The organism is Ideonella sp. FW305-24 (assembly GCF_058788035.1).
Genome location: NZ_JBYTAI010000006.1, coordinates 338,319 through 363,799, shown reverse-complemented (window position 1 = coordinate 363,799; position 25,481 = coordinate 338,319). Strand labels below are relative to the sequence as shown.

Here is a 25,481-nt window from a genome sequence, read left to right as displayed (position 1 = left end):
ATCTGTGTCCTCGAAATGCGCTGAAGGGGGCGGCGCTCAGGCTGCGATGGGCGCAGCATGGTGCTGCGCGAGGAAGCTGTTGACGGCCCGATCCAGGCTCACCGGCATGCTTTGCACGCTGCGCGCGCCGCTGGCGCGCAGGAAGCGGCCGAAGCTGTCGTCCTGGTCCAGCACCAGGTAGTGGTGCAGGCCGTCGAGCTGCTGCTGCTCCAGCAGGCCGGGCACCTGGGCCGGGTCGGGCGCCTTGAACGGGATGTCGGCCACCCAGTGGGTGACACGGGCGCGGAAGTCGTCCGGCGCGGACATGTGCTTGAGCCGGCCGCGCTCCAGGATGATGAGGTTGTCGGCCACACGCTCGATCTCTTCCATCTGGTGCGAGCAGTAGATGACGGTGCAGGCGCCACGCCCGTCGGTGGCCGCGTTCGAATACAGCAGCGATTCGAGGAAGGCGCGCTTGGCCACCACGTCCAGGCCCAGTGTGGGTTCATCCAGCACCAGCAACTCGGGCGTCTGCGCCAGGGCGAGCGCGAGGTTGAAGCCGGCACGCTCGCCGCGCGAGAGCTGGCCCACCTTCTGAGCCGGCTGCACATGGTAGTGGCCGATCACCTCGTCGAACACCGGCTGGCGCCAGCCGGGGTACTGGTGGCGCTGCATCGTGGTGACGGCCGCCACCGTCATCCAGCCGGGCAGCGTGTGCTCCTCATTGACAAAGCCGATGCGGGCGCGGTCCTGCGGGCGCAGCCGGGCACTGTCTCTGCCGAGGATGGTGGCGCTGCCGGCGCTGAGCGGCAGGAAGCCCAGCAGCACGCGGAACAGCGTGGACTTGCCGGCGCCGTTCGCGCCGACGATGGCATGCACGCCGCCGCGTGGAATCTGCAGGTCCAGGTGATCGAGCGCGAGCTTGCGGCCGTAGCGCTTGCACAGGCCGGCGGTGTGGATCACCGGCGCCTCAGGCGTGAACAGGCTGTCGTTCATGGCGGTGGACCTCAGGCCAGTTTCTTCGGCGCGAGCACGCGCAGCGCGTCGTCCAGCCGGGCCAGCGCATGCTGCGGCGGGTAGTCCAGCGCGGCCACTTCATGCACGAAGCGCTGGATGGCGTCGTCCAGCCGACGCTCGCGTTCGCCCTCGCTCAGGCGCTGGCGCGGCGTGGCCACGTACAGGCCCAGGCCCTGGCGCGCGTCCAGCCAGCCTTCGGCCGTGAGCTCGGCATAGGCCTTGGCGACGGTGTTGGGGTTGACGGTGAGCTGCTGGGCCAGGCCACGCACGCTGGGCAGCTGCGCGCCGGCGAGCAGCTCGCCAGTGGCGATCTTCAGGCGCACCGCATCGACGATTTGCTTGACGATGGGGCGGGCGTCGCCGGTGGCGATCTGGATCATCAAGGGCTGGGGGCGGCTCATGCGGTCTCCAAAGACAAGGCTCAACTGTACTACTTGAATTAGTACAGTGCAAACACTTGGCTGCCGGCCACTGCCAAAAGGCCCACCCCCTGCCCCCGCTTCAGGCCATCTCCGACATGGCTCTATTGGGTTGGACGAATTCATAGCTCATTCCTAAGATCAACGCTTCCTGACCCACCTTCCGGAAGCCGCCATGAGCCAATCGTCCGATCCGAAATCCTCCCTCGCCGCCGGCTGCCCGGTGATGCATGGCACCACGCTGACGACCAGCGCTGGCGCGCCGGTGGCCGACAACCAGAACAGCCTGTCCGCCGGCCCGCGAGGCCCGCTGCTGATGCAGGACCTGCACCTGCTGGAGAAGCTGGCGCACCAGAACCGCGAGCGCATTCCCGAGCGCGTGGTGCATGCCAAGGGCTGGGGCGCGTTCGGCAGCTTTGTCGTCACGCATGACATCAGCCGCTACACGCGCGCCAAGCTGTTCGGCACGGTCGGCAAGAAGACCGACGTGCTGACGCGCTTCTCCACCGTGGCCGGCGAGCTCGGCGCGGCCGACGCCGAGCGCGACGTGCGCGGCTTCTCGGTCAAGTTCTACACCGAGGAAGGCAACTGGGACCTGGTAGGCAACAACACGCCGGTCTTCTTCATCCGCGACCCGCTGAAGTTCCCCGACTTCATCCACACCCAGAAGCGCCATCCGCGCACGCATTTACGCAGCAACACCGCCGCATGGGACTTCTGGAGCCTGTCGCCCGAGAGCCTGCACCAAGTCACCATCCTGATGAGCGACCGCGGCATCCCGGTGAGCCCTCGCTTCATGGACGGCTTCGGCTCGCACACCTACAGCTTCATCAGTGCCACCGGCGAGCGCCACTGGGTCAAGTTCCACTTCAAGAACCAGCAAGGCCACCGCACGCTGACGAATGCCGAAGCGGCGCAGGTCATCGGCCAGAGCCGCGAGAGCTACCAGGAAGACCTGTACGGCGCGATCGCCCAGGGCGAGTTCCCGCAGTGGACGCTGTTCATCCAGGTCATGAGCGAGCAGCAAGCCGGGCAGACGAGCTACAACCCCTTCGACCTGACCAAGGTCTGGCCACATGCCGAGTTCCCGCTGATCGAGGTCGGCACGCTGACGCTGAACCGCAACCCGCAGCACTACTTCACGCAGATCGAGCAGGCCGCGTTTTCGCCCAGCAACGTGGTGCCCGGCATCGGCCACAGTCCCGACAAGGTGTTACAGGCCCGCATCTTCAGCTACGCCGACGCGCACCGCTACCGCCTGGGCACCCACTACGAAGCCCTGCCGGTCAATGCGCCCAAGTGCCCGGTGCACCACTACCACCAGGACGGCTCGATGAACTTCTTTGCCCACGACGGAGAACACGGCTCCGGCAGCGAAGACGCGTATTACGAGCCCAACTCCTTCGGCGGCGCCCAGCAGACGCCCGCCTACCGCGAGCCGCCGCTGCCGCTCAGCGGCGATGCCGACCACTACAACCACCGCGAAGGCAACGACGACTACGCCCAGCCCGGCGCGCTCTACCGGCTGTTCGACGAAGGTCAGCGGCGCCGCCTGGCCGAGAACATTGCCGCGGCGATGAGCGGCGTGCCGGCCTTCATCATCGATCGCCAGCTGACCCATTTCGACTTGGCCGACCCGGAGTACGGGCTGCGTGTGCGAGGGGCGCTGCGCGAGCGGGGCATTGCTTTCGGCGCCTGAGCCTTCGCAAGCGTTGACGACGCGGGTTGCCAAACCAGCAAGCGCTCGGGTAGCCTCGGCCGTCTGGCGGCAACTTGCCGGCAACAAAGGACGGTTCATCTTGGTGGAGTACAAGCTGGCGGCGACCCCGCCCTGGGTCAAGCGCAAGGGCGAGTTTGCCGACAGCTGCGTGCTGCAACTTGCGCCGGAGACCGCCGCGGCCGGCGAGCGCGGCAAATTCCACCTGACCCTCGTGCACAAGGGCGGCAAGCGTGCGCTGCACGGCATCAAGATCCGGCTGGCGGCCCAGTCGGGCCACATCTCGATCTCGCTGGGCGGCGACCGCCACACCGTCGATTTCGCCGAGGCCACGACCGGCCACTACGACCTGCGCATGTGGCGCAGCTCCAGCATCACCATCGGCCGCGAAACCAGCTCCAACGGTGCCCGCATCATCTGCGACCATGCCGACGTGTTGGTCGGCGAGGACTGCATGTTTTCCGACGATATCCTCGTCCAGGCCGCGGACCAGCACCCGCTGATCGACCTGAAGACCGGCGAGATCCTGAACAACGAGCGCCGCCGCACCGTGCTCGCCGAGCATGTGTGGATCGGCCGCGGCGCGACGCTGATGCCGGACGTCAGCATTGGCCGCGGCGCGATCGTCGGCACGGGCGCACTGGTGACACGCGACGTGCCGGCCACCTCGGTTGCCGTTGGCGTGCCGGCCCGGGTGCTGCGCAGCGACACGACCTGGAGCCGCCAGTTCGGCCACATGGACCGCCATGCCCAGGCACTGCTGCGCGAGCACGGCATCGGCGATGACGCCGCGGCAGGTGCCGACGCCAACGAAGCTTCCGACGACTGAACATCAGCCGCCGATCACCCCCAACCATTGTCCGATCAAGGAGTTCCCATGGCCAAGACAAAGACCAAGACCAGCACTGACGTGCTCGCCACCAACACCAGCGCGCCGCCGATCAACATCGGCATCAGCGACAAGGACCGCGCCGCGATTGCCGGCGGCCTGGGCAAGCTGCTGGCAGACACCTACACGCTCTACCTGACCACGCACAACTTCCACTGGAACGTGACCGGGCCCATGTTCAACACGCTGCACACCATGTTCATGACGCAGTACACAGAGCTGTGGAATGCGGTCGACCCGGTCGCCGAGCGCATGCGCTCGCTGGGCCACGCCGCCCCCGGCAGCTACGCCCAGTTCAGCGAGCTCAGCTCCATCCCGGACGTGCCGACCACGCCGCCCAAGGCGCTGGAAATGGTGCGCATCCTGGTCCAGGGCCACGAAGCCGTGGCCCGCACCGCCCGCAGCATCTTCCCGTTGGCCGACAAGGCCGGCGACGAACCCACCGCCGACCTGCTGACCCAGCGCCTGACGGTGCATGAGCAATCCGCCTGGATGCTGCGCTCGTTGCTGGAAGAGTGAATCAGCCGCCCGCGTGCCAATCGCGGGCTTTTTTCCGATCAACGCGCAGGTTTGCAGAACCAGCGCGCCTCACCCTCGGCAAACGCGAAGCTGGCCACGCCGCCCCCGCCTTCGCCAAATGCGCGTTCGATGTGCAGGTTGGCGCCGTCGGCCCACTCGATGTCGCCATTGAGCGTGCCATCGGCAAAGCGGCTGCCGATGCCGGCTTCCGCCAACTTCGCGCCTCCCTTGAGCGCCAGCGCCTTGCCGTTGAGGGTCACGGTGCTGGCACTCACCGAGTAGCTGGCCTGCCGGGACTCACCTCCCTCCCGTTTGCCGCCGCGCTTGCGCCCGAGGTTCTTGCAGTCACCCGTGATGGTCTGGCCGCCGGTGTCGTACACCGCCGCCAGGAAGTCGATCAGCGGCTCGGTCGCGCTCAGCAGGCGGGAGCCGCGCATGTCGGCGTCGGCGCACATCTGGCCCTCCGACACGTTCCCGCCGTCCTCGGTCCGGCCAATGTCCACAAAGGTCTCGCCACCTGGCTTGTCGTTGGTCATGCCCACCCGGCGACCGCCAACAGAGAGCTCGTAGCCAAAGCCAGCTGATGCAAAGTGGCGGCTCAGCGCGAACTGCGCCGCCGGATCGAACATGGAAAGGCTGAGCGAACCGATCGAGATCACGCCGGCGGGCGAGACCGTCACGCTGCCGGGACGATTGCCCTTGCCCTGCCGATCAGGAATCTCGCCGCAAGCCTTGGCGTTGTAATGGCCCGCCAGCAGGCTGGCGAAACCGCGCTGCAAGGCCGGAACGTCATTGATCAAGGGCCCGGCTTGGGCCGGCGCAGCAATTGCGGCGAAAATCAATGCACAAGCGCCGCCAAGCGTGGCGCGCGAGAAGCCCTGGTTCTTCATTTCTGCTCAATCCTCCAATGTGACGGATCCCTTTGAACGCGCGGGCTGGCCGGTCGACGACCGATAATCCCCCAGTCCACACACGTCGTTGCAACAGCGTTCGCCGTGAGGCGGGCCTGTTGCATCCCATTGCGCCGGTGGCAGCCAGCTGCTTGCTCACCGGCACCAGGGCCCTGGGGGCCCACTGACGGCCGAGGGCCGCATCCTATGACCTCTGAACTCGCCCAACAGGTGCGGCAACGCCGCACCTTCGCCATCATTTCCCACCCTGACGCGGGCAAGACCACGCTGACGGAAAAGCTGCTGCTGTTCTCCGGCGCAATCCAGATCGCCGGCTCGGTGAAGGCCCGCAAGGCCTCGCGCCATGCCACGTCCGACTGGATGGAGATCGAAAAGCAGCGCGGCATCTCGGTGGCCTCGTCGGTCATGCAGATGGAATACCGCGACTGCACCATCAACCTGCTGGACACCCCCGGCCACCAGGACTTCTCGGAAGACACCTACCGCGTGCTGACCGCCGTGGACGCGGCGCTGATGGTGATCGACGCGGCCAACGGCGTCGAGCCGCAGACCCGCCGCCTGCTGCAGGTCTGCCGGGCCCGCCACACGCCCATCCTGACCTTCGTCAACAAGATGGACCGCGAGGTGCAGGACCCGCTGGCGCTGATGGACGAGATCGAGCGCGAGCTGGGCATGACGGTCGTGCCCTTCACCTGGCCGGTCGGCATGGGCAAGTTCTTCCACGGCGTGATGGACCTGCGCAAGCAGCAGATGCGCGTCTTCAGCCCTGGCGAAGACCGCGTGGCCGGCACCGAGGAGGTGCTGGAAGGGCTGGACAACCCGGCCTATGCCGATCGCTTCGGCATGCAGTACGAGCAGGCCCAGGGCGAGATCGAGCTGGTGCGCGAAGCCGCACCCGAGTTCGTGCTGGAAGACTTCCTGGCCGGCAAGCAGACGCCGATGTTCTTCGGCTCGGCCGTCAACAACTTCGGCGTGCAGGAGGTGCTGGACGCGCTGGTCGGCCTGGCCCCGTCGCCCGGCCCGCGCCCGGCGATCCAGCGCACGGTGCACCCGGAAGAGCCCAAGTTCACCGGCGTAGTCTTCAAGATCCAGGCCAACATGGACCCGTCCCACCGCGACCGCATCGCCTTCCTGCGCGTGGCCTCCGGCCGCTTCGAGCGCGGCATGCGGCTGAAGGTGGTGCGCTCGGGCAAGGAACTGCGGCCCAACACCGTGGTCACCTTCATGAGCCAGAAGCGCGAGCTGCTGGACGAGGCCTTCGCCGGCGACATCATCGGCATCCCGAACCACGGCGTGCTGCAGCTGGGCGACACGCTGACCGAAGGCGAAAGCCTGCAGTTCACCGGCCTGCCCTTCTTCGCACCCGAGCTGTTCCGCTCGGTCGAAGTGGCCGACCCGCTGAAAACCAAGCAGCTGCGCGCCGGCCTGACCCAGCTCGGTGAAGAAGGGGCGATCCAGGTCTTCCGCCCGATGCTCGGCTCGGTGCTGCTGCTGGGCGCCGTGGGCCAGCTGCAGTTCGAAGTCGTGGCGCACCGGCTGGAACACGAATACGGCGTCAAGGCCCGCATCATGCCGGCGCGCTACAACGTGGCCCGCTGGATCACCTGCGAAGAAGCCGACGGCGGCGAGAAGGAACTCAAGCGCTTCGTCGACGGCAACAGCCACCGCCTGGCACTCGACGCCGTCGACGCGCCGACGCTGCTGCTCGAATACGCTGGAGAGTTGCGCGCCATCCAGGAGAACTGGCCGAAGATCAAGTTCCACGCGCTGCGCGAACATGCCGGGCTGGTGTTTCAGCAGCGCATGGGGGATTGAGGCGGGAGAGGGGACGGACCATCTCAGCCACAGCTCGCCGAAGCCGGGCCTGCTGCAGGATTGGGTCCCGCGCGGTGGCGCCCGGCGTGCGCGGTCGTTCCTGTCGCCAACCGACCCAGGGGTCTGCCACACAGCGTCTTTGGTGGAAAGGTGGTGCCAGGCGCACACGCCAGATGCAGGGGTGCGCCAACGCGGCTGTGCAGCGTAGCCCTCATTTCAGGACCTCGACCAGGTTGTTGTGCGCATCGGTCCAGACCGGCAAGGGCTGCCGGGACGGGATTGCCACCAGGCGCTGGCGCAGCGCCGGCAGCGCGAGGAATCCCTTGTCGGTCGTTGCCATCACCCAGGTCGAGGGAAATTCGGGTGCATCTGCCTGGCCATCCACGCGCACGGCCTGCATCCCGGCATCTTCTGCCAGCTGGCGGACCAGCGGCGCCAGCTCCAGGTACAGGTTGGACACATGGAATGCAATGATGCCGTCTGGCGCGAGATGCTGGCGGTAAATGGCCAAAGCCTCGCGGGTCAGCAGATGCACGGGGATGGCGTCGCCCGAAAACGCATCCACCACCAGCACGTCGAAGCGGCCAGGCTGGCCCTTGGCCAGTTCGGACGCCATCATCAGGCGCGCATCCCCGAGCACCACTTCGTGACTCGCACCTGAATCTTTCAGGTAGCTGAAATCGCGATCCGCGATCTGCACGCTGTGCGGATTGATCTCGTAAAAGCGGAATGCGTCGCCGGCACGTCCCCAGGCTGCCATGGTGCCAACCCCCAGGCCGATCACCCCCACCCTGCGGCCCGCGCGACCCGCGGTGTAGTCCATCGGATAGGCCACGCCGCTGTGACTGCCGTAGTAGGTGGTCGGTATGCGCTGGCTCGCCGCCGAACGCAACTGGGTGCCGTGCACGATGCTGCCGTTGAACAGCACCCGCGCGACCCCACCGGCGCCGTCACCGAACTCGGTGACCCGGGAGGACGCATAGAAGTTGCGCTGCATGGAAACATTGCCTTCGACCTGCCGCTGATGGAAAACCCAACCCATCAGCCCCGTCAGCGCACAGCTTGCCAGCGCCAGCAGCAGCACCGGCCAGGCTGCCGGGCGCGCGGTGAGGTAATGCCGCAGCAGCCACAACATCACCAGGCTGGTGGCCAGCAGCATCAGCGGCAGCTCGTAGTAGTTGTTCAGCAGCCATGGCGCCAGCGCGGACACCGCCAGGCCGCCCAGCGCGCCCCCCAGGCTGAGGAACAGATAGAAGCGCGTCAGGTGGCGTGGTTCAGGGCGGCGCTGGCTCAGCTCGCCATGGAAGAACATGCAGCAGACGAAACATCCCACCGCATACAGCGACAAAGCCGCTGATACCGACACGTCTCGCATCGGCACATTGACCACCCAGGCCATGGCGGCCAGCAGGAGGATCAAGGGGGCCGTGAAGATCGAGCGCCGGTACCAGCTCCGTCCCTCGAAGCACAGGATGAAGGTCAGCAGATACAGCGACAGCGGCAGCAACCACAGCAAGGGCACCGGCGCAATGTTCTGGGTCAGGTGGTGTGTGACGGCCAGCAGCAGCGCTGAGCCCATGCCGGACAGCAGCAACCAAAGCGCCTGGTCGGCCCGCGTGGGCGCTCTCGCGGCCGGCGCCTGCGTGCGTTCGGCCTCGACCGGCGCGGCGAGTTCGGGTGCAGACGGCGATCTCAGCGAGGTCCAGGCACAGGCAGCACACAGGATGGTGAACAGGCCAAAACCCCAGCTCCAGCCGCGGGACTGCAGCCCGATCTCAGCCACGGGTTCGATCGCAAAAGGGTAAGCCAGCAGGCCGACAAGCGATGCCAGGTTGGACAGCGCAAAGAGCCGATAGACCTTCTGCCCGGGAAACAGGCGGCTGTACCAGGCCTGCAGCAGTGGGCTGGTCGTGGCCAGGCAGAAATAAGGCAGGCCGACGGAGACCAGCAGCACCAGCAGCACTTGGCCGATCGGTGCGCTCTGGGGGTCTGGCCGCAGCATTTGCCCCGGCACGATCGGCAGGGTCATTGCGGCCAGCACGAGTAGCGCCACGTGCAGCCAGGCATGTGTGCGGGGCCGCAACCGCCGCGTGGCAAGGTCGGTGTAGACATAGCCCGCGAGCAGCACCAACTGGAAGAACATCAGCGCCGTGGTCCAGACGGCCGAGCTGCCGCCAAACCACGGCATGATCTGCTTGGCAATGATGGGCTGGACCAGGAACAGCAGGAAGGCCGAAAGGAAGATGCAGGTGACAAACAAGGCCTGCAAGGGCGCGGACGGCGCCACCCCGTGTGAAGCGCTGGCCATCAAGCCAGCAGGTCCAGCGCCATGCCTGGCTTCAGGCCAAGGCGACGCGCCAGACCGGCTCGCAATTCCAGGGTCGAGGCTGCGGCACCGCAGCGTGCAAAGCGCCAGGGCTTGAGCTTTGGCACGATCTTCAGCACCACGCCGTCCTCCCGCAAGAAGAGCACGTCGATGGCATAGCGCATGCCGATCGTGTGCACGCCATTGCAAGGCCGAAGCCACAAGCCGCACGGATGCTGCAGCTCTTTGGTCGCCAGCAGGCCGATGGCACGCTGCCACCAGGTGCTGGCGTTGCGGATCACACGCTGGGTGGGCACCCCGTCGATGTTCAGGGTCAGCAGTGCAGCGGGCATGGCGGTGGTGGTCTCAAGGCAAAAAGGAGAGCCCGGGTTTACATGCCCGAGGACAGGAACTTCATGACGATTGGGAAGCCCAGCACGATGAAGGTGCAGGGGAAGATGAACATGATCAACGGCCCCAGCATCTTCACGGGCGCTTCCATGGCCAGCTTTTCGGCGCGCTGGAACCGCTCAGTGCGGCGCTGGTCGCTTTGCGCGCGCAGGATGGGCGCGAGGCTGGAGCCCATCAGCTCGCCCTGGACCAGCGCACTGACCAGGCTCGACATGGGCGCGTAGTCCAGCCGATCGGCCATGTCGCGAAGCGCATCCACGCGCGGTTTGCCGGCACGCACGTCGCGCAAGACACGGTTGATCTCCACCATCAACGGGCCAGGCTTGCACTTGTCGACCGCCTTCTGCAGCGCGCCGGTGAGGTTCAGCCCGGATTCGATCGACAAGGTGACGATGTCCAGGAAAAACGGCAGCGCCTTCAGGATGGCCAGGTTGCGCTTTTTGGTGTGGTCGCTCAGCCAGATATTGGGATACATGAACCCTAGCAGGCCGCCCATCAACACGCCAGCCAGCAGCATGCCTTCACCGGCGAGTACGGCGCCCACGCCGGCGCCGCATACGGCGGCCACCAATTTGCCGCCGAAAAACTGCAGCGGCGTCAAAGCGTATTCTTGGCCCGCACGCCGCAGCTTTGCAAGGTAACCCTGCTGCCGCTCGTTGCTCAGCGCAAAGCTGAAGGTGTTTGCCAGGATGTTGACCAACGGCCAGAACAGGCGAAAGCCCGAAGGCGGTCGGTCGCGGTAGGTCGCATCGGCACCACCGAGTTCGACCACCAATCGCCAGCAGGCAAAGACCGCCAGCAGCAGCGCTGCGCCCACCATCAATCCAACCAGCGCGGTGTTGCTCATACGTCGATGGTCACAATCTTCTTGATGAAAAAGCCGCCCAGCAGCAGCAGCACAAACACGGCCGCCATGACGGCCCAGCCGTAGTAGGTGTTGAACAAGGGCATCATTGCCTCAGGGTCCATCACGTACAGCACACCTGCGAGGAAAATCGGCAGCAGGCCAACGATGATGCCCTGCAGCTTTCCCTGCGAGGTGAGCGACCTGATCTTGCCCTCCATCACGGCCTTGGCACGCAACGTCGAAGACAAGCGGTCAAGGATCTCGGAAAGGTTGCCGCCGACCTCCTTGGCAATGGTCAGCGCAGAGACAAACAAGTCAATGTCCTCGATTTTCAGGCGCTGGCCCATGCCGCGCAGCGAGTCCTCCAGCGCCAGCCCCAGGCGCTGCTCACGCAGCAGCAGCGAGAACTCCTGAGACAGCGGCGCGGGGTTCTCCTGCACCACCATGTCCAGCGCGCCCTGCAGACTCGCGCCCGCGCGCAGCGAGCCGGCCATCATGGTCAAGCCGTCCGGCAGTTGCAGCACCAGCTTGCGCGCTCGCCGGTTGCGCATGACCACCCAGGCGACGCGAGGAAAAACCGCGCCGGCAATCCCCGCCAGCGCCGCCAGCACCGGGGCACCCGTCACCAGCCACACCAGCATCGGCAGCAGCAGGAACATGGCCACGTTGATGCGGAACAGCGCGCGTGGATCGATGAACAGGAACATGTCCTGCAGCGACAGACGCGCACTCTCGGTGAAGCGCTCCCGCCAGCCTTCGAAGGCAATGCGGGTGGTCCAGGCCAGCGCCAGCACGGCACCGAAAATCATCAGCGCGATCAGCGTCAGCTCGACGGCCATGCCCTGCTCCGGATCGGTTGGTGGTTGGCGTGCCGCATCAGCTGCGGGCCCGCATGCGGGCGTCCGCGTCCGGCGCTTCCGGCACCATGCCATCGCGGAAGATGCCGATGTCCAGCGGGATGCCGATGCGGGTCAGCTCTTCGTAGAACTCCGGCACGAAGCCGCGACCCGTGAAATAGCCTTGCGTCTTGCGCTGCTCGTTGAGCCCGGTCTGCACAAAGGAAAACACCTCCGCAAGCTGGATCTTGCCGCTCTCGACACCGGTCACCTCGACGATGTTGGTGACCTTGCGGGTGCCGCAGGCAAACCGGGTTTGCTGCACGATGATGTCAATCGCAGAGGCAACCTGCTCGCGGATCGCAGTGACTGGCAGGTCCATGCCTGCCATCAGCACCATCACCTCCAGGCGGGCAAGCATGTCGCGCGGGCTGTTGGCGTGCGCGGTTGTCAGCGAACCGTCGTGGCCAGTGTTCATGGCCTGCAGCATGTCCAGCGCCTCGCCGCCCCGGCATTCGCCGATCACGACACGATCGGGCCGCATGCGCAGCGAGTTCTTCACCAGCTCCCGAATCGAGATCTGGCCCTTGCCTTCGATATTCGCGGGACGCGCTTCGAGGGTGACCAGATTGGAGTGGTGCAACTGCAGCTCGGCCGCATCCTCGATCGTCACGATGCGCTCGTCGGCCGGAATGAAGTTGGACAGGATGTTCAGCAAGGTCGTCTTGCCTGAACCGGTGCCGCCAGAGATCAACATGTTCTTGCGCTGCTCCACGCACACCCGCAGGAATTCGATCATCGCCGGGCTGGCCGAGCCGAATTTCAGCAGGTCGTCCGAGCCCAGCTTGCGCTTGGAGAACTTGCGGATGGTGATCGACGGCCCCTTGAGCGCCAGCGGCGGAATCACTGCATTGACCCGAGAGCCGTCCTTGAGCCGCGCATCCACCATCGGTGAACTTTCGTCGATGCGGCGGCCAATCGGCGCCACGATGCGCTCGATGATGCCTTGCACCGCGCGGTCGCTGGTGAAGGCGACCGGCCAGCGCTGCAGCTGCCCGGCCCGTTCCACGAACACCTCGTCGGCACGGTTGACCATGATTTCCGTGATGCTGGGGTCGGCCAGCATCGGCTCCAACGGACCCAGGCCGATCGCCTCGTCCCGCACCTCCTCCAGCAGCTTGACCCGGTCTACGTGCGGCGGCAGATCGCTGGACATGCGGGCGATCAGGTCGCGGATTAGCTTTTCCGTCAGCTCGCGCAGTTCGTCGTCGGCCATGCGGTGCGCATCGGTGCGGCGCATGTCGAACGCCTCCAGCAGCTTCTCGTGCAGGATGCTGCGGAAGCGGAAGGTGTCGTCCACCGGCACGTCGGCCGTGGGCAGCACGTCGGGTTTGGGCGGCCTGGCCGCGGGAACCTGGGACACCGGTGGCACACGGGCCGGCGCCCCGGCCTCACGCGGCTTGGCGGCGCTGATCGCTGCCGCCGCCTGCGCCGCCGCTTCGGCGGCCTTGCTGGTAGTCGCGGAGCTGGCCGCGTCCGTGCCCGTGCCCGTCGCGGCTCCGGCGAAGTCGGCAGCGCTGCCATCGCGCGGGCGCCAGGAAACCTTCAGCGCATGCGAGCCGATGCGCACTTCGTCTTCGGCTTCCAGCGGCCTTGCCTGATCGACTTTCTGCTCGTTGACCAGGGTGCCGAACGTGGATTCCAGATCGCGCACGAAGACCCGGTCGTTGGAGACGAACACCTCGGCATGTCTGCGGCTGACGCGCCAGCCCGGCAGCGTCAGCTCACAGTCAAGGTCCTTGCCGATCACGCAGCGCTGACCCAGGATCCGCACAGGCCCGGCGCCTGTGGGGGCGCCTTTCACTTCAATCGTCAGCATGGCTCATGGCTCCAGGTCATAGCTGCCCTTGACGGCAGAAGGATTGACGCGCCCGTCGGTGCGTTCGTGGGTCTGCGCTGCGCGATCCGCCGCCTGGTCGACGTTCTGCCTGTTGACCGCGCTCTCCGGCGTGATGACCCGCGGCGTGGCGATGACAAACAGCTCTGTCTGCTCCGTGGTGTGCTCCTTGGAGCCAAACAGGTAGCCGATCAGCGGGAGGCGGCCCAGGCCAGGAATCGCATCGTTGGCACGCTCGGCCTTCTGGCGCAGCAGCCCCGCGATCACAAACGGCTCGCCCTGCTTCAAGGCAACCCGCGTGTCGGTGCGGTTGGTGGTGAAGGCGATGAAACCCGCGTTGGAGTTGCGCGTGTCGGGTTCGCTCACCTCCACCATCAGCTGCGAATCGATGTTGCCCTCGGCATCGGCCAGGGGCTTGAACTCGATGCGCACCCCGTATTCCTTGTACTCGACCGAAACCGCGCCGAATCCGGTGGACACCGGGATGGGGATCTCGCCACCCGCCAGGAAGGTGGCCTCGCCGCCGCTACGGCAGCTCAAGCGGGGCTCGGCCAGCGTCCAGGCGTCTCCCGACTGTTCCAGGAAGTTGAGCGCCGACGTGATCTGCGTGGCCAGGCCAAAGTAGGTCAAGGCCGGGTTGGAGGTCGTGACCGTAGGGAAGCCGGAGGTGGTCGGCGGCCGCCAGGGCGTGTTGGCATAGCCGAGGATGTTGGTCGCGAAAGTGGGACCGGTCGCCGGGCTGCTCCACTTGATGCCCAGTTGGTCCAGCGAGCGGCGTTTGACTTCCATGACCCGCAGATCGATGTAGACCATGCGCTCAAGCATCAGCGGGTCGGCATCGGCCGGCTTGTCATGCACCAGGTTGAGCACCTGCGGGAAACTCTCCGCCAGCTTCTTCAAGCGCGTTGCGGCCTCCTGGTTGGGATAGCGCCCGTCCATCACGATGCGGTCACCGACCTGCCGCGCACTGATGCCAGGCACCTCCTGCATCACCGCGCGCAAATCCTCCAGCACCCGGTCCGGCCGAGCCTCCAGCACCTTCAGGTCGTAGCTCAGCTGCCGGCCAGACTTCAGCCATACGTGCATGGTGGTTTCGCCGGTGGCTTCCGCCAGAAGCACGATCTGCCGGTCGTCCACCACCGTGGCCTTGACCAGGGCGCCGTTGCCGATGGCAATGCGGGCCACACCTTGCAGCCCGATGGTGGTGACCTCCCCGACGATCAGTTGCCTCCGCGGGCCGCTCTCGATGACGAGGTTGGCGTTGCCCTTCACGGCCAGCGCGCCGGCAGGCACGACGCGGGTTTCGATCATGGCGCCGCTGACTGGTGAGGTGGTGGCCCCTTCGGCCAGCCCGCGTCGCCTTGCCAAGGCCGCAGCTGCAGCGGGCGACACGGTCGGCGACGGGCTGCTGGCCGCCAGGGCCGGTGCAACCGCTGCCGGAGCGGCGCCACCGCGCACGGCTGGCGGAGCATTTTCAGCAGCCGAACTCATCGCAACAGGCAAGGCAGCCAGCCAGGCGGCAGCAAGACGGGCGACCAGAGGCCGGACGGATCCTGGAGAGGGGACAACGGCAAACGACAAGGTGAGATCCTCAGAACAACCAGTGGGGGCGAAAAACGCTTGCGCGCGGGCGGCCTTGCGCCACATGCGAGGCATTGCCCGCAGCGGCGACAGTCATGGCTTGGCGGGCACGGCGCTCGCCGCGCTCGCCGCCTTCGCAGCAGAAGCCTTGGATGGCTCGGCGCGGTCGGCCAGTTTGGCAAGGCTGCCGAACAAGGCCGCCATCTGAGCTTGCTGCACGTCGGCGCGTCCGCCACCGGAACCCCCGACGATGTACTCGATCATCGGCCCGCTCTGCGCGCCGTGCACGTTGCCCAGCAGGTTGGCCGCTGTCAGCATGCGGGTGCCGTTCGGGCTCTCGTCATCGGGATGTCGCAGCACGGCAGTCAGCTGTCCGGCGCTCTTGGCCACGATGATGCGGTCGGCATCCAGCGGGCTGACCTCCAGCGTGATGGTGGTGAAAGGCCGATCCTTGCCGGTGAGCTCGTCGCGCTTGGTCACGCTCTGGTCCGTGGCCAGCACCGTCACGCCGGACAGCAGTGGCATCGTGACTTCGGTTTCATTGGCCCGCGAGGTGTAGATCAGATCGATGCGGTCGCCAGGGCGCAGCATGCCGGAGATGGAGTTCACCGAGTCCACCTCGAATGTCAGCGCACGCTTGCCCTTGGACAACCGGGCCGAAAAAACCGTGCCACCGTTGCCTTCCGAGTAGGCCGGCAACAGCACTTCGCCTCGCTGCAACGGCACCGACAGACGTTGACTTTCCATCTCGGCAAAGTTGTCTGGCGTGACCGCCGCAGCGTGCACATATTCGCGCGGCACTTCCCGGACTGCCACCACCGCAGAGCTGATGGTGTCTCCGGCCTGCAGGTCCTGGCTGGCCACCACCACCTTGACCATTTCCTGGCCCCGCTTGGCCTCGGCCTCCAGCTCCGCGAGCTTGCGCTGGATCAGGGTGTTGCTCAGGTACACGGCACCGATGCCGAGCAGCAACGCCGCGCCCAGCAGCAGCCAGTTGGTGTTGACCTTGATTTTGGGGAGAGCCATCGGAGTACCACGGGTAAAACAAAGACATCATCCGGCCAGCGCTGGATCACAGCCGGGCCGGACATCGCAACGCCCCTCAGGGCAGGGAAAGGAAATAGGTCAGGCTCTTAAAGAAGGTTCGGAACATGTCCGCCATGAATTGGGCGCTGGTCTTGCCCTTCACCTCGATGAAGAACATGCCGAGTACCATGGCCGTGGCCACCACCAGGTACTCGACCATCGACTGGCCTCGCTGCAAGCGGCGCTGCCAAGTCTGTTGAGCCGCCTTCATCGCCCCCTCCCGCTGGCCGCACTGCGATTGGCCAAGATGGCCACCTTGCCGCTGCCAGGCAACTCGGTGATGGTCACATCCATGGTCTGCTCGCCGTTGTCGAAGAATGCCATCCAGCCGCGCTGGCCGGCACTCGCAGGCAACTCTGTCTCGCGTGTCAGCGCATAGCCCCGGCGCTGCCATTCCTGGCGCCAACGCTGCACGTTGACACCATAGCTGGAGCGGCTCATCGAACTCATCAGCAGGCTTTGCCGCGGGCCATCCTGGCTCTCGGTCACCTGCATTACCTGGGTGTCGTTGAACCTCGGCCAGTCCTTGGGCACATAGTCCGACTTCAGATCCTTCAGGTTGGCCGCACTCAACAGCCCCTCTGTGCGTCCTCCATCGATCTTGCGTGCCTGCACACTCAGCTGGTAAGGCCCCTGCAGCACATTCACGCTGCGCCACTCATTCAGTGAGACAGCCTGCGGCGCGGGGGTGCCAGCCTTACTCCAGCGGCGTTGGTAGTGCGCCAGTACCTCGTCTACCGTCAGCTCGGACTCGAATCTCATGATGCGGCTGGGCATGCCATTGACCCGCATCTGCTGCGCCACCCACTCGCTGGCGGCGCGTGGAGGCGCCTCCAGCGCCGGCCACTCGTCAGCCAACGCCGCCGACGCGGCCAGACAGAGACCGACCGGTCCGATCAGGCGAAGGACCCGCCTCGCCACCAGCGTCACATGCAGCTCCCGGTGCTCGAATAGCCTTTGAGTCGATGGGCGGGGAGCTCGTCAGGCTTCACGCAACCGAGCTCGAAGTCATGCCCGCTGCCTTCGAAGAACCAGGTACCAAAGCTCAGGATCGGGTTCAGGAATTCCAGTGCAGAAGTCACCAATGTCTTCTGCACGTTGTCCACCGTGTCGGCATTGCCCCCGCTCGTCCAGCGATTGCCCACCGCCGCAGTGGCTGCCGCAAGCCGAAGCTGGGCCGGGTTCTTGTTGAGCTGGTCCATCTTGTTGACAAGAGGCACCTCCACCATGGCCGTACGCGGACCTGTGAAGGTTTGCTTGGTGGTGGTCTTGGCCAGCGGGCTGATCAACGCGCCGCCGCGCATGGCCTGCTCGCCGGAAAATGTGACGCTCACCTTGTCGGCTCCGGCCAACAGCTTGTTGTAGCGATCGTCGTGCCAAAGCGCCGGGGTGCCCTGACCCTTCTTCAGCTTGGACACGCTGTCGTCCGACTGCAGCTTGCCGTTGTTCAAGGTCTTGCCGGCCACGAAGAACCGGACCTTGGTTTGGTCGATGATCTTGGCGTCGCTCAGGCGAGCCTGCTGAGGTTCGATTGCGCGTTGCATCGCCGCATAGCGGCTGGCCTGAATGGCGGTCTGCTGCACATCGGCGTACTTGCCTGCATAGGTGACCGCGAAGAACAGCGGCACCAGCACCGCCAGCGACACCAGGAACTCGGTCATCGATTGGCCGCGTTGCGCGCTACGCGGCCAATCCCGCAGCGATACGGTCGCGTTCAGCATTGATTGCCTCCTTGAATCCCCGTCATGGTGATCACTGACCGCCGGGCGTGACCTTGGACAGCACAGCAGCGCTGGCCGGATTCATGCCCAGTGCGCTCATGTAGGCCGTCTTCTCGGTCGCCGACACGTCGGCCAGCCGCACCTGCCAGTACGGGCTGAACAGCGAACCGTACTCCTTGGCGCCGTCGTGCCGAAACAAGGCATTGGCGGTGTTGTCGCCGATGCCGGACTGCGGCCGCTCAAAAAACACCCTCGCCTTGCCGATGGCCGACAGTTGGTTGCCCAGCAGTTTCTCGTCCATTTCCGGTGAGCCTGCCATCGAGCTGGTGGCAACGCCGACCTTTAACGTCTTGGTGGTGAGCGAAGCATTCTGATCGCGCTTGACGGCAACCAAATAGTCGACGCCCAGCGTTTCGCGATGAGCGACCTGCTTGTCGGCGATGTCGTAAACGCTGGGCACACCGCTCCAGCCGCCGTGCCGAGCGCTGTCGTTGCGAGCATTGCTTTGCGCCCCCCGGCCTGGCGACCAGGTGGCGCCTTTGCTGGTGTTATTCGCCAGATCGGCCCGTCCCCAGCCAATGGACTGGTAGCACTTCTTCCAGCTCTTGCAGAAGCCGTACTCCCAGAATTCATGGGTATCTTCGGATTCCCATCGATCAAAGCCCTTCAACTGGGTGTCCCCCAGCTTCTCGAAGCCAATCAGGCCCAAGCTGAAGTCGTTCCACCAGGTGCCAGGACGAGGGCCGCCGGTGAACTGGTCACGCGACGCCATCAGCACGGTCTTGGCATCGGTGCGGTCATTGCCGCCGTAGCGCTTGGTGAAGGCTTTCCACGTGGCCCAGTTCTTAGCCGTGGTCATGGTCTTCACCGTTCCTCGCTCGTCGACCTGCATCCCCAGGTCCTGGTGCGAACCGAACTGTGCTTTGTTCAGGGTCACGACATCCGCCGCTGCCTGATCCGCCATGATGCTGGTGCTCAAGGCCATCGCACCATGAAGCCCGCCGTAGGTGGTCTTCATGAGCTCCAGCAACTTCACCTGGACTGGGATGAACTTGTTCAATACCTTCTCAGCCATCTCGGCGGCTTCTGAAAAGGCTGTCAGCACCCGGCTGATATAGGGACCTGCGTAGGGAATCCAGCGCAGGTAGTCCTCCATATTGTCCGCATCCGTCTTCAGGTACTGAAACCAGCCTTCCATCGCGACGGTCTGCACCATGAACACCTCGTTGGCGATCATGGCGCGGTTGTTGTAGGCCATCAGGTTCAAGGCACGTGCCTCGACCGTGGCACCGGCCAACGCAGCTGCATCGGCCGCGTTGATCACCTTCTGCTTCTGAGAGGTGATCTGACCAACGTTATATACCCCATAGAGTACAGCAGCGCTCGCCGCCAGCGTGCCCAGCAGCCAAACAATGGCCTGCCCACGCTGCCTTCGCCCAGGCTTGGCCGGAGCCATCGTGGCCCTCGCGCGCAAGAGGTGACGTCGAGTGTTCATCAATGCTGCTCCGGGCAACAGTCAGTTGTTCGCCGTGTCACGGCACGGCGAACCGAAAAAGGGAAGGAGAGCGGCACAGCCCTCCTGAAGGCGATCATGCAAGGCCGGCCTCCTGCGGAAGGCCGGCCTGCGCCGATCACTTCTTGCCGGTATCCTTCGTGAAGGTGCTCAGGTTGCCGGTCTTGTTGGCCAGGGTCGAGGCATTGGTGGCCGAGGTACCCGCGTTCGTCACCGAGTTGTTGGCGGTGTTGGTGTCGCCAGCCAGAGCGGCAGCCATGCCGGCGGTCTGGTTGCGGACGGTCTTGCCGAACATGTTGTAGACGCCGATCGCGGCCACGGCGATCAGGGCGACGATGATGATGTATTCGGTCATGCCTTGGCCGCGCACGTGGCGCAGGGATGCGTTAAGACGCTTCATGGTGGATTCCTCGCTAGCTGATGAAGAGCGACCTGGCGGTTGCCCGGTCAAGAGAGGAGGCTTCTGCCTGCAGCGCTGCGAGCCCTGCCGATAAATGCCTCTTTTTCAAGATACGGCGAGACGGTCGCTTACACCCCAATACCCTTACCCCCAAGGCTAGGGGGAAAGTGTGTGATTCAGTAAAAGTGGCTACATCGTCCGAGTTAGGGATTCATGCGCCGCTGCTCGGGCCCATAGAGTGCTGGCGATCACATCACCGGCCAGGATATTTGTCACCTGATTGACACATGGCTCATGTCATGAGCTTGGCCAAGATTCGCCATAGCCGATGCATGACGCCATCATCGCTTGGCCCCGTCCCTAATCGAAAGCTGGATGGCTCTCTCGCTCGTCATGTCGGCGCCTGCCGCTGCACATCCGCTGTCCCGCCTGATCCCCTGGGCAGGCGCCGTTGCGTCTGGCACAGCCATGGGCATGGGCCTGCAGATGCCTCATGGTTGGCTTTGGACGTTTGCGGGTCTGATCGGCTTGCAGGTTGCCCTGGCGGGCAAGCCTCGCGGGGCAACTCACGATCGCTCGCCTCTGTGGCACGACGCGGGCATGATCGGCCTGGCGGTAGCGGCAACGACCTGCGTCGGCATGGGCTGGGTGGTGCTGGCGGTGAGGGACACCGAGTCGCAATGGCTTTGGCGCGGGCTCACGTTGTTGATTGTCACGGGCTGGCATATCTTTCTCACCCTCGTTGGATGGCTGCCCCTTCGACTGGCCTTGCAGATTCGCGGCTGGCTGCCGGTGGAGGCCAACGCCCTGGCGCTGGGTGTGGCCCTGTGCGGGGCCGACGCCCTTAAACAGATAGGCTGGCAAGGCCATGGCTATGCCTTGATTGCCAACAGCTTGGTGGACCTGCCTGGCGCAGCTTCGTGGCTGCCATGGACAGGCAGTCAGGGCCTGGCAACGTGGATCTGCGCAGTCATCGCTGGCGGGACCTTGCTGGCCCTTCGGACCGGCCGAAGGGCATGCGCAGGCGCAGTGACGACCAAGACCCTTCAATGGCCGCCCGCCATCGGCCTGTGTGCCTCGCTACTGTTGTACGCCAGCCTGGCCTTGGGGGTCGTCAGCCGCGGGCTGCCAGCGGCTGGCGACGCATTGGAGATCGTGGTGGTGCATCCTCCGACCAACCCGATAGAAGGCTGGGATGCACAGCGCCGGGATGCAGGGCTGGCCCTGGTGCGGCAGGCCTTGCAAGCCACGCCGCCCGGAGGGTTGCTGGTGACCACCGAAGACTTTTTCGGTGAGCCGCCCCCCGTCGATCCACAAGGCGACTGGGCCGACTTGCTCGCGCTGCGCGACGCGCGGGAAGCTCACCTGCTGATCGGCATGCCCTTGTGGGCCATGCAAGGTGGCGAAGCCGCGGTCATGAATGCCGTGTGGCAGCTTTCTCCTGGGCGCAATGATGTATTCGCCAAGCAGCGCTTGGTGCCTGGCGCAGAGTACCTGCCGTGGTCTGATGCGCTGGCATTGGTCTACCGCCACGTGTTCCCAACGGCAGGCAAAAGGACACAGCCGGCACCGTCTTCGCTGGCACGGCAGCTCCAGGTGTCCGGCAGCGCAGTCGCGCTGGCGCTGTGCCACGAAGTGAGCTTCGCGCTCACGATGGCGCAGCGCGCGGACGGTGCGCAGTGGCTGTTGAATGTGGCCGACGACAGCTGGCTGGACAGTGGTCCCTATCGTCACCAGGCCCAGAACATTGCCAGGCTCAGGGCGATGGAACTTGGCAAGCCGCTGCTGCGAGTGGTCAATGGTTCGCGCAGCGTGCTGGTGTCTCCCGATGGGAGCGTGTCGAGCGGTGTCAGCGAGCCGGGAGCGGCGTATGCGCGCTTTCAGTTGGGTCCCGTCGAAGGCAGCACCTTCTACCAACGCTGGGCTGGGGCCTGGGCTTGGGCGCCGTTCGCGCTGGCAGCTGCCCTGCTGAGCTGGCGTGCCAGCCCGTCTCCTCGCACCGCACCAGTTGCACGAGCCACCACCGACCAGGAGCCGAGCCCATGAGCCCGCAATACCGCCGCCATCCCGCCCGCCTGCGCGTACGCGGCGTCAGCATGGTGGAATTCACGATCGTGTTCCCGATCGCGGTCTTGTTCGTGATGGGGCTGATCCAGACCGGCTTCATCTACATGGCCAAGAACACGGTGAACCATGCGACGTTCCTGGCGGCGCGCGCCGGTTCGATGCACAACGCCAGCGAGAAGGTCATGACCAATGAACTGGTGCGCGCACTGACTCCCTTTTATCAGGACAGCACCAATGCCAATGACATGACGCGCATTGGCAAGGCCTACATGCTGGCCGTCGCGGAGCAGAAGGTCGCGCCGTGGGGCGTGAAGCTGGAACGCCTGAGCCCTGACGCCAACACCTTCAAGGACTTCGGGGTGAAGGACCCGGTGTCCAAGGTGACCTACATCCCCAACGACAACCTGGAGTGGCGCAGCCTGGGCGTGGGTGGCAGCTCGAAGGTCAACATCCGCGACGCCAACCTGCTGAAGATCCGGGTGGTCTATGGCTACGAGCTGAAGATCCCGCTGATGGCCGGCGTGGTGAAACGCATCATGTGCAGCGGCAGCTCGGCGATCAAGGCCTTCGGCGATGTGAGTGTGATCGACTCGGCGTATGCCTTGAGCAAGCCCGAACTGTGCCTGCGTTATTACATGAACGGCCGCATTCCGATCGAGAGTTTCGCGATCGTGGAGATGCAGTCGCGAGCCGAGAAATCGTGAGCGCCTGTAGCGCGCACTCGACCTGTTTCCCTTTCCCGTGAACCGAGGTTTTACCGTGAAGTCCGTTTTCAGAACCGCTCTGCCACGCCCTTTGTCTCTGAGCTGCTTCGTCGCCGCACTGACCTCCGCAGGCTGCGGTGGCGGCGGAAACGAGCTTGGCATGTCCGAAGAGCAGCTGATTGCCTCGCCCGCCGGGGTGGAAATCGAAGGCCCTCCCGGCGCTTGTTCCGTCGGCCAGGGGCCGACGATCTTTCTGTACGGCGGCCAGCCGCCCTACAAACTGAAGAACTCTGTGCCTTTGGGTGTGTCCCTGGACACTACCGTCGTCACAGGTAGCGGCCGCGGCTTCACCGTCACCTTCATCAACGGTGCCTGTTTCACCAATGCGCCCATCGTTGTGGAGGACGACATGGGGCGCATCCTCAACGTGCCGCTGACCAACACGCCCGGCCCCAAAGTGGACTGAACAGGGCCATGCGCCGCCACTCAAGTGCGCATGTGCTGCGCCTCCTACCGACGACAATCTGCCTGGCTTGGCTGCTGCTGCTCTTGCCTGCGGCAAGCCGGGCCGGTGCGGGCGTTCCGTCCATCTGCCACAGTGACAAGGTGGAGTTCATCATCGGCGGAACGGCGCAGATGGTTTGTTCGGACACAGCACGCCCTCGGGCCACGGGCGCTCGCGCCGTGGCAAGTGGCGGCATCGGAACGCGCATGACCATCTCCGCGGCCGACCAGCAGCAGCGCGACCAAGACCGCCGGGCCATCCTGGAGCAAGAGCTGCAGCAGGAACAACAGCAGCTTGCGGCCCAACTGCGAGCCGGCAGCGGTGCCGACAGCGCAGCGCTCAGTCGCACCCGCAGCAACGTGCTGGCACTGCAGCGTGAGCTCGGCCGCGGGGCGCCTTGACGGACTGGCTCACTGAGGTGAGCCCCCAAGCGCCTCGACATGCGGGTGCCGTGCCCGGCTCGCCGCTGCATGGGCACCACTTGTTGTGGCTCTATCTGCCGGCAGCACCAATGCTGCTGTGGCTGGTGTGGTGCCTGATGCAACCCGGTGCGCCGGGTGATGCCGACGCCGTCAACCGACCGCCGGTGCTTTATGCACTTGTTTTCGGCGTTCCGCATGTGGTGGCCAGCTTCTTTGCCTTTGGCAATCGCCGGTTGGCCCAAGCCTGCTGGCGTCCGTTGGCCCTTGGTTTTTTCAGTGCGGCCACCGTTGTGGCGCTGATGTCCCTGTGGTTGGACGACCAACTGCAATTCGGATTGATGATTGTGCTGACGCTGCTGCATGTGGTGGGCCAGCAAACCGGGTTGGCGATCGGCCAGGCCGGCCTCGCCCGAGCCGGAGGCCGACGCTGGCTCAGGGCCGCCGCAGCGCTGTGGAAGGTCTTGCTGGGGCTATTGGCCTGCGCCACTGCGCTGGCCGTGGGTGGGGAGAGCCTGTCTGGTCCGGTGATTCCAGCAGCGCCAGCATTGCAGGTCGCCGGCTGGGCCTTGTGCGCGAGCACCCCGCTGGCCGGCGCGCTGGGCTGGGCGGCAAGGCGCCAGGGCGGCGATGTGCGAGCGATGCTCGCGATGCAGGCCACCGTGACGGTGGCTTACGGGCTTGTGATGGCGGGCCAGGCTTGGCTGGGCGTGCTGCTGCTGCGCTGGACCCACGACGGCACCGCTTTCGTGCTGTACGGCGCGTTGGCAGTCGCCGAGGACCGGCGATGCCCTTCGGCCAACCCGCTGTGGGCATGGCTCCATCGCTGCGGCTGGCGGGCGTCCACTCGCGCGGCCCTCATCCTGACATGCATCTGGCCGCTCGCCATCGCGCTGACTCTGGTGCTGTTGCTGCTGCCACCGTGGTTGGGCACCACGCTGGTCCTCGCCCATTATTTTGCCGAGCCGGCCCTGTGGCGAAAAGGATCGGCGCTGCGCCAAGCGTTGCCGCTGCGCTGACCGCGTTGCGCAAGGACTTGGCAATTGAGCGGCCTTCAGCGCTGTTTGACCAGTTCCACACGCCGGTTCTTCGCCCTGCCCTCTTCGGTGCGGTTGTCGGCCACCGGCACTTCTTGGCCATGGCCCACAGCTTTCAGCCGGCCGGCAGCAATGCCTTGGGCGACTACGGCCTTCAACACAGCGTCGGCTCGGGCCTGAGACAACTTCTTGTTGTCGGCAGCCTGCCCGACATTGTCGGTGTGGCCCTCAATCGAAAGCTTCAGCGCAGGGTCAGCCTTGAGCAGCTTGACGATCTCGGTCACCGCTGCTGAACCATCGGCCTTCAGTTCAGCCTTGTTGGTGTCGAACTGGATGTACAGCGTGGCAAACCCGCCAGCCTTGATCTGCTCGGCCATCTGGCCGGCGCTCAGTGCGGATGCGTCCGCACTGACGCCCTGCTGCAAGCCCTTGGGCTCCACGATGGTCAGCGCGTAGCTGTAGCCGGTGTTTTGCAGGTCCAGCGCGAACCAGGTGGTAGCACCGGTCTTCGTGACCTTGAACAGGAATCGCCCGCCCTGCGCCACGTCCTCATTAGAGACAGTGTTCACGGCCTCACCGCCCAACCCCTTGATTGCATTCAGGTAGTTGCGATAGATGGCCAGCGGTGAGGTCCGCTCTTTGTCATCCATATACTCGATTTCAGTGACCTTGCCTTCCACGGTGGTCTTGCCGTTTGGCAGATTGGACTTGCCCCGCACGATGTGACCCAGATCGCTGGCGCTGAAGGTGCGCGAGCCAAAATCCTCCTCCTGCTTGTCGTTGACCACATAACCTGGCATGCGCGAGAGCAGCGGATGGTCGGTTGGCGCGGCAGCATGCGCAGCCGCGGCGGGCAGCAGCGCCAATGACACGCAGGGCAACGAAC

At 65.2% G+C, this 25,481-nt stretch carries 25 protein-coding genes; 9 read left to right on the top strand and 16 right to left on the bottom strand.

Annotated features, from left to right (window positions below; genetic code table 11):
* Positions 1-36: 36 nt before the first annotated feature.
* Complete coding sequence (locus tag AC3WR5_RS18845) at positions 37-975, bottom strand: ABC transporter ATP-binding protein (protein ID WP_492486247.1); 939 nt, start codon at positions 973-975, stop codon at positions 37-39.
* 11 nt (positions 976-986) lie between these two features.
* The gene (locus AC3WR5_RS18840; RefSeq protein ID WP_492486245.1) at positions 987-1,397 is read right to left on the bottom strand and encodes a GntR family transcriptional regulator; all 411 of its coding nucleotides are present in this window, start codon (positions 1,395-1,397) and stop codon (positions 987-989) included.
* Positions 1,398-1,641: 244 nt separating this feature from the next.
* Between AC3WR5_RS18840 and AC3WR5_RS18835 the strand changes: the two genes are divergently transcribed.
* The 3 genes from AC3WR5_RS18835 (at position 1,642) to AC3WR5_RS18825 (ending at position 4,540) form a co-directional block, all read left to right on the top strand.
* Positions 1,642-3,114: a catalase gene (locus tag AC3WR5_RS18835; protein WP_492486310.1), complete on the top strand. Its 1,473-nt coding sequence runs from the start codon at positions 1,642-1,644 to the stop codon at positions 3,112-3,114.
* 103 nt (positions 3,115-3,217) lie between these two features.
* The gene (locus tag AC3WR5_RS18830; RefSeq protein ID WP_492486309.1) at positions 3,218-3,961 is read left to right on the top strand and encodes an acyltransferase; all 744 of its coding nucleotides are present in this window, start codon (positions 3,218-3,220) and stop codon (positions 3,959-3,961) included.
* 48 nt (positions 3,962-4,009) lie between these two features.
* Complete coding sequence (locus AC3WR5_RS18825) at positions 4,010-4,540, top strand: Dps family protein (RefSeq protein ID WP_141285094.1); 531 nt, start codon at positions 4,010-4,012, stop codon at positions 4,538-4,540.
* A 38-nt stretch (positions 4,541-4,578) separates the two neighbouring features.
* Here the strand turns inward: AC3WR5_RS18825 and AC3WR5_RS18820 are convergent, their stop codons facing one another.
* Positions 4,579-5,340 carry a hypothetical protein gene (locus AC3WR5_RS18820; RefSeq protein ID WP_141285096.1) on the bottom strand — a complete coding sequence of 254 codons (762 nt, stop codon included), beginning with the start codon at positions 5,338-5,340 and terminating at the stop codon, positions 4,579-4,581.
* 297 nt (positions 5,341-5,637) lie between these two features.
* Here AC3WR5_RS18820 and AC3WR5_RS18815 point away from each other — a divergent pair, with 297 nt between their 5' ends.
* The gene (locus AC3WR5_RS18815; RefSeq protein WP_492486243.1) at positions 5,638-7,266 is read left to right on the top strand and encodes a peptide chain release factor 3; all 1,629 of its coding nucleotides are present in this window, start codon (positions 5,638-5,640) and stop codon (positions 7,264-7,266) included.
* 211 nt (positions 7,267-7,477) lie between these two features.
* On the opposite strand, the gene AC3WR5_RS18810 is transcribed toward AC3WR5_RS18815, so the two are convergent.
* The 12 genes from AC3WR5_RS18810 to AC3WR5_RS18755 form a co-directional block, all read right to left on the bottom strand.
* On the bottom strand, positions 7,478-9,574 hold the full coding sequence (locus AC3WR5_RS18810; protein WP_492486242.1) for a spermidine synthase: 2,097 nt from the start codon (positions 9,572-9,574) through the stop codon (positions 7,478-7,480).
* Complete coding sequence (locus AC3WR5_RS18805) at positions 9,574-9,924, bottom strand: DUF192 domain-containing protein (RefSeq protein WP_492486240.1); 351 nt, start codon at positions 9,922-9,924, stop codon at positions 9,574-9,576. Before AC3WR5_RS18805 ends, AC3WR5_RS18810 begins: the two co-directional genes overlap by 1 nt.
* Positions 9,925-9,962: 38 nt before the next feature.
* Positions 9,963-10,829, bottom strand: coding sequence for a type II secretion system F family protein (locus AC3WR5_RS18800; protein ID WP_492486239.1), 867 nt, complete (start codon positions 10,827-10,829; stop codon positions 9,963-9,965).
* Positions 10,826-11,668, bottom strand: coding sequence for a type II secretion system F family protein (locus AC3WR5_RS18795; protein ID WP_492486237.1), 843 nt, complete (start codon positions 11,666-11,668; stop codon positions 10,826-10,828). The genes AC3WR5_RS18800 and AC3WR5_RS18795 overlap by 4 nt, the downstream gene beginning before the upstream one ends.
* Positions 11,669-11,705: 37 nt before the next feature.
* Complete coding sequence (locus AC3WR5_RS18790; protein ID WP_492486235.1) at positions 11,706-13,544, bottom strand: TadA family conjugal transfer-associated ATPase; 1,839 nt, start codon at positions 13,542-13,544, stop codon at positions 11,706-11,708.
* A 3-nt stretch (positions 13,545-13,547) separates the two neighbouring features.
* On the bottom strand, positions 13,548-15,053 hold the full coding sequence (locus AC3WR5_RS18785) for a type II and III secretion system protein family protein (RefSeq protein WP_492486234.1): 1,506 nt from the start codon (positions 15,051-15,053) through the stop codon (positions 13,548-13,550).
* Between the two features lie 183 nt (positions 15,054-15,236).
* A complete protein-coding gene (gene cpaB, locus AC3WR5_RS18780; RefSeq protein ID WP_492486232.1) occupies positions 15,237-16,169 on the bottom strand; it encodes a Flp pilus assembly protein CpaB in 933 nt (310 codons plus the stop codon).
* Between the two features lie 76 nt (positions 16,170-16,245).
* Positions 16,246-16,440, bottom strand: coding sequence for a hypothetical protein (locus tag AC3WR5_RS18775; protein WP_492486230.1), 195 nt, complete (start codon positions 16,438-16,440; stop codon positions 16,246-16,248).
* Positions 16,437-17,087: a hypothetical protein gene (locus tag AC3WR5_RS18770; RefSeq protein WP_492486229.1), complete on the bottom strand. Its 651-nt coding sequence runs from the start codon at positions 17,085-17,087 to the stop codon at positions 16,437-16,439. The genes AC3WR5_RS18775 and AC3WR5_RS18770 overlap by 4 nt, the downstream gene beginning before the upstream one ends.
* A 68-nt stretch (positions 17,088-17,155) precedes the next feature.
* Positions 17,156-17,950 carry a TadE family protein gene (locus AC3WR5_RS18765; RefSeq protein WP_492486228.1) on the bottom strand — a complete coding sequence of 265 codons (795 nt, stop codon included), beginning with the start codon at positions 17,948-17,950 and terminating at the stop codon, positions 17,156-17,158.
* A 31-nt stretch (positions 17,951-17,981) separates the two neighbouring features.
* Positions 17,982-19,445, bottom strand: a complete 1,464-nt coding sequence (locus tag AC3WR5_RS18760) for a pilus assembly protein TadG-related protein (RefSeq protein ID WP_492486226.1) — start codon at positions 19,443-19,445, stop codon at positions 17,982-17,984.
* 136 nt (positions 19,446-19,581) lie between these two features.
* Complete coding sequence (locus AC3WR5_RS18755) at positions 19,582-19,863, bottom strand: Flp family type IVb pilin (protein WP_492486224.1); 282 nt, start codon at positions 19,861-19,863, stop codon at positions 19,582-19,584.
* A 1,029-nt stretch (positions 19,864-20,892) separates the two neighbouring features.
* Here AC3WR5_RS18755 and AC3WR5_RS18750 point away from each other — a divergent pair.
* From AC3WR5_RS18750 to AC3WR5_RS18730, 5 genes are all read left to right on the top strand, one after another.
* Positions 20,893-21,909: a nitrilase-related carbon-nitrogen hydrolase gene (locus AC3WR5_RS18750; protein WP_492486223.1), complete on the top strand. Its 1,017-nt coding sequence runs from the start codon at positions 20,893-20,895 to the stop codon at positions 21,907-21,909.
* Entirely contained in the window at positions 21,906-22,634 is a 729-nt protein-coding gene (locus tag AC3WR5_RS18745; protein WP_492486221.1) for a TadE/TadG family type IV pilus assembly protein, read from the top strand. The genes AC3WR5_RS18750 and AC3WR5_RS18745 overlap by 4 nt, the downstream gene beginning before the upstream one ends.
* Before the next feature lie 160 nt (positions 22,635-22,794).
* Positions 22,795-23,100: a hypothetical protein gene (locus AC3WR5_RS18740; protein WP_492486220.1), complete on the top strand. Its 306-nt coding sequence runs from the start codon at positions 22,795-22,797 to the stop codon at positions 23,098-23,100.
* Positions 23,101-23,345: 245 nt separating this feature from the next.
* Complete coding sequence (locus AC3WR5_RS18735) at positions 23,346-23,540, top strand: hypothetical protein (protein ID WP_492486218.1); 195 nt, start codon at positions 23,346-23,348, stop codon at positions 23,538-23,540.
* Between the two features lie 110 nt (positions 23,541-23,650).
* Complete coding sequence (locus AC3WR5_RS18730) at positions 23,651-24,577, top strand: hypothetical protein (RefSeq protein WP_492486216.1); 927 nt, start codon at positions 23,651-23,653, stop codon at positions 24,575-24,577.
* A 35-nt stretch (positions 24,578-24,612) separates the two neighbouring features.
* Here AC3WR5_RS18730 and AC3WR5_RS18725 read toward each other — a convergent pair whose 3' ends face one another.
* On the bottom strand, positions 24,613-25,461 hold the full coding sequence (locus tag AC3WR5_RS18725; RefSeq protein WP_492486214.1) for an OmpA family protein: 849 nt from the start codon (positions 25,459-25,461) through the stop codon (positions 24,613-24,615).
* Positions 25,462-25,481: the final 20 nt, after the last annotated feature.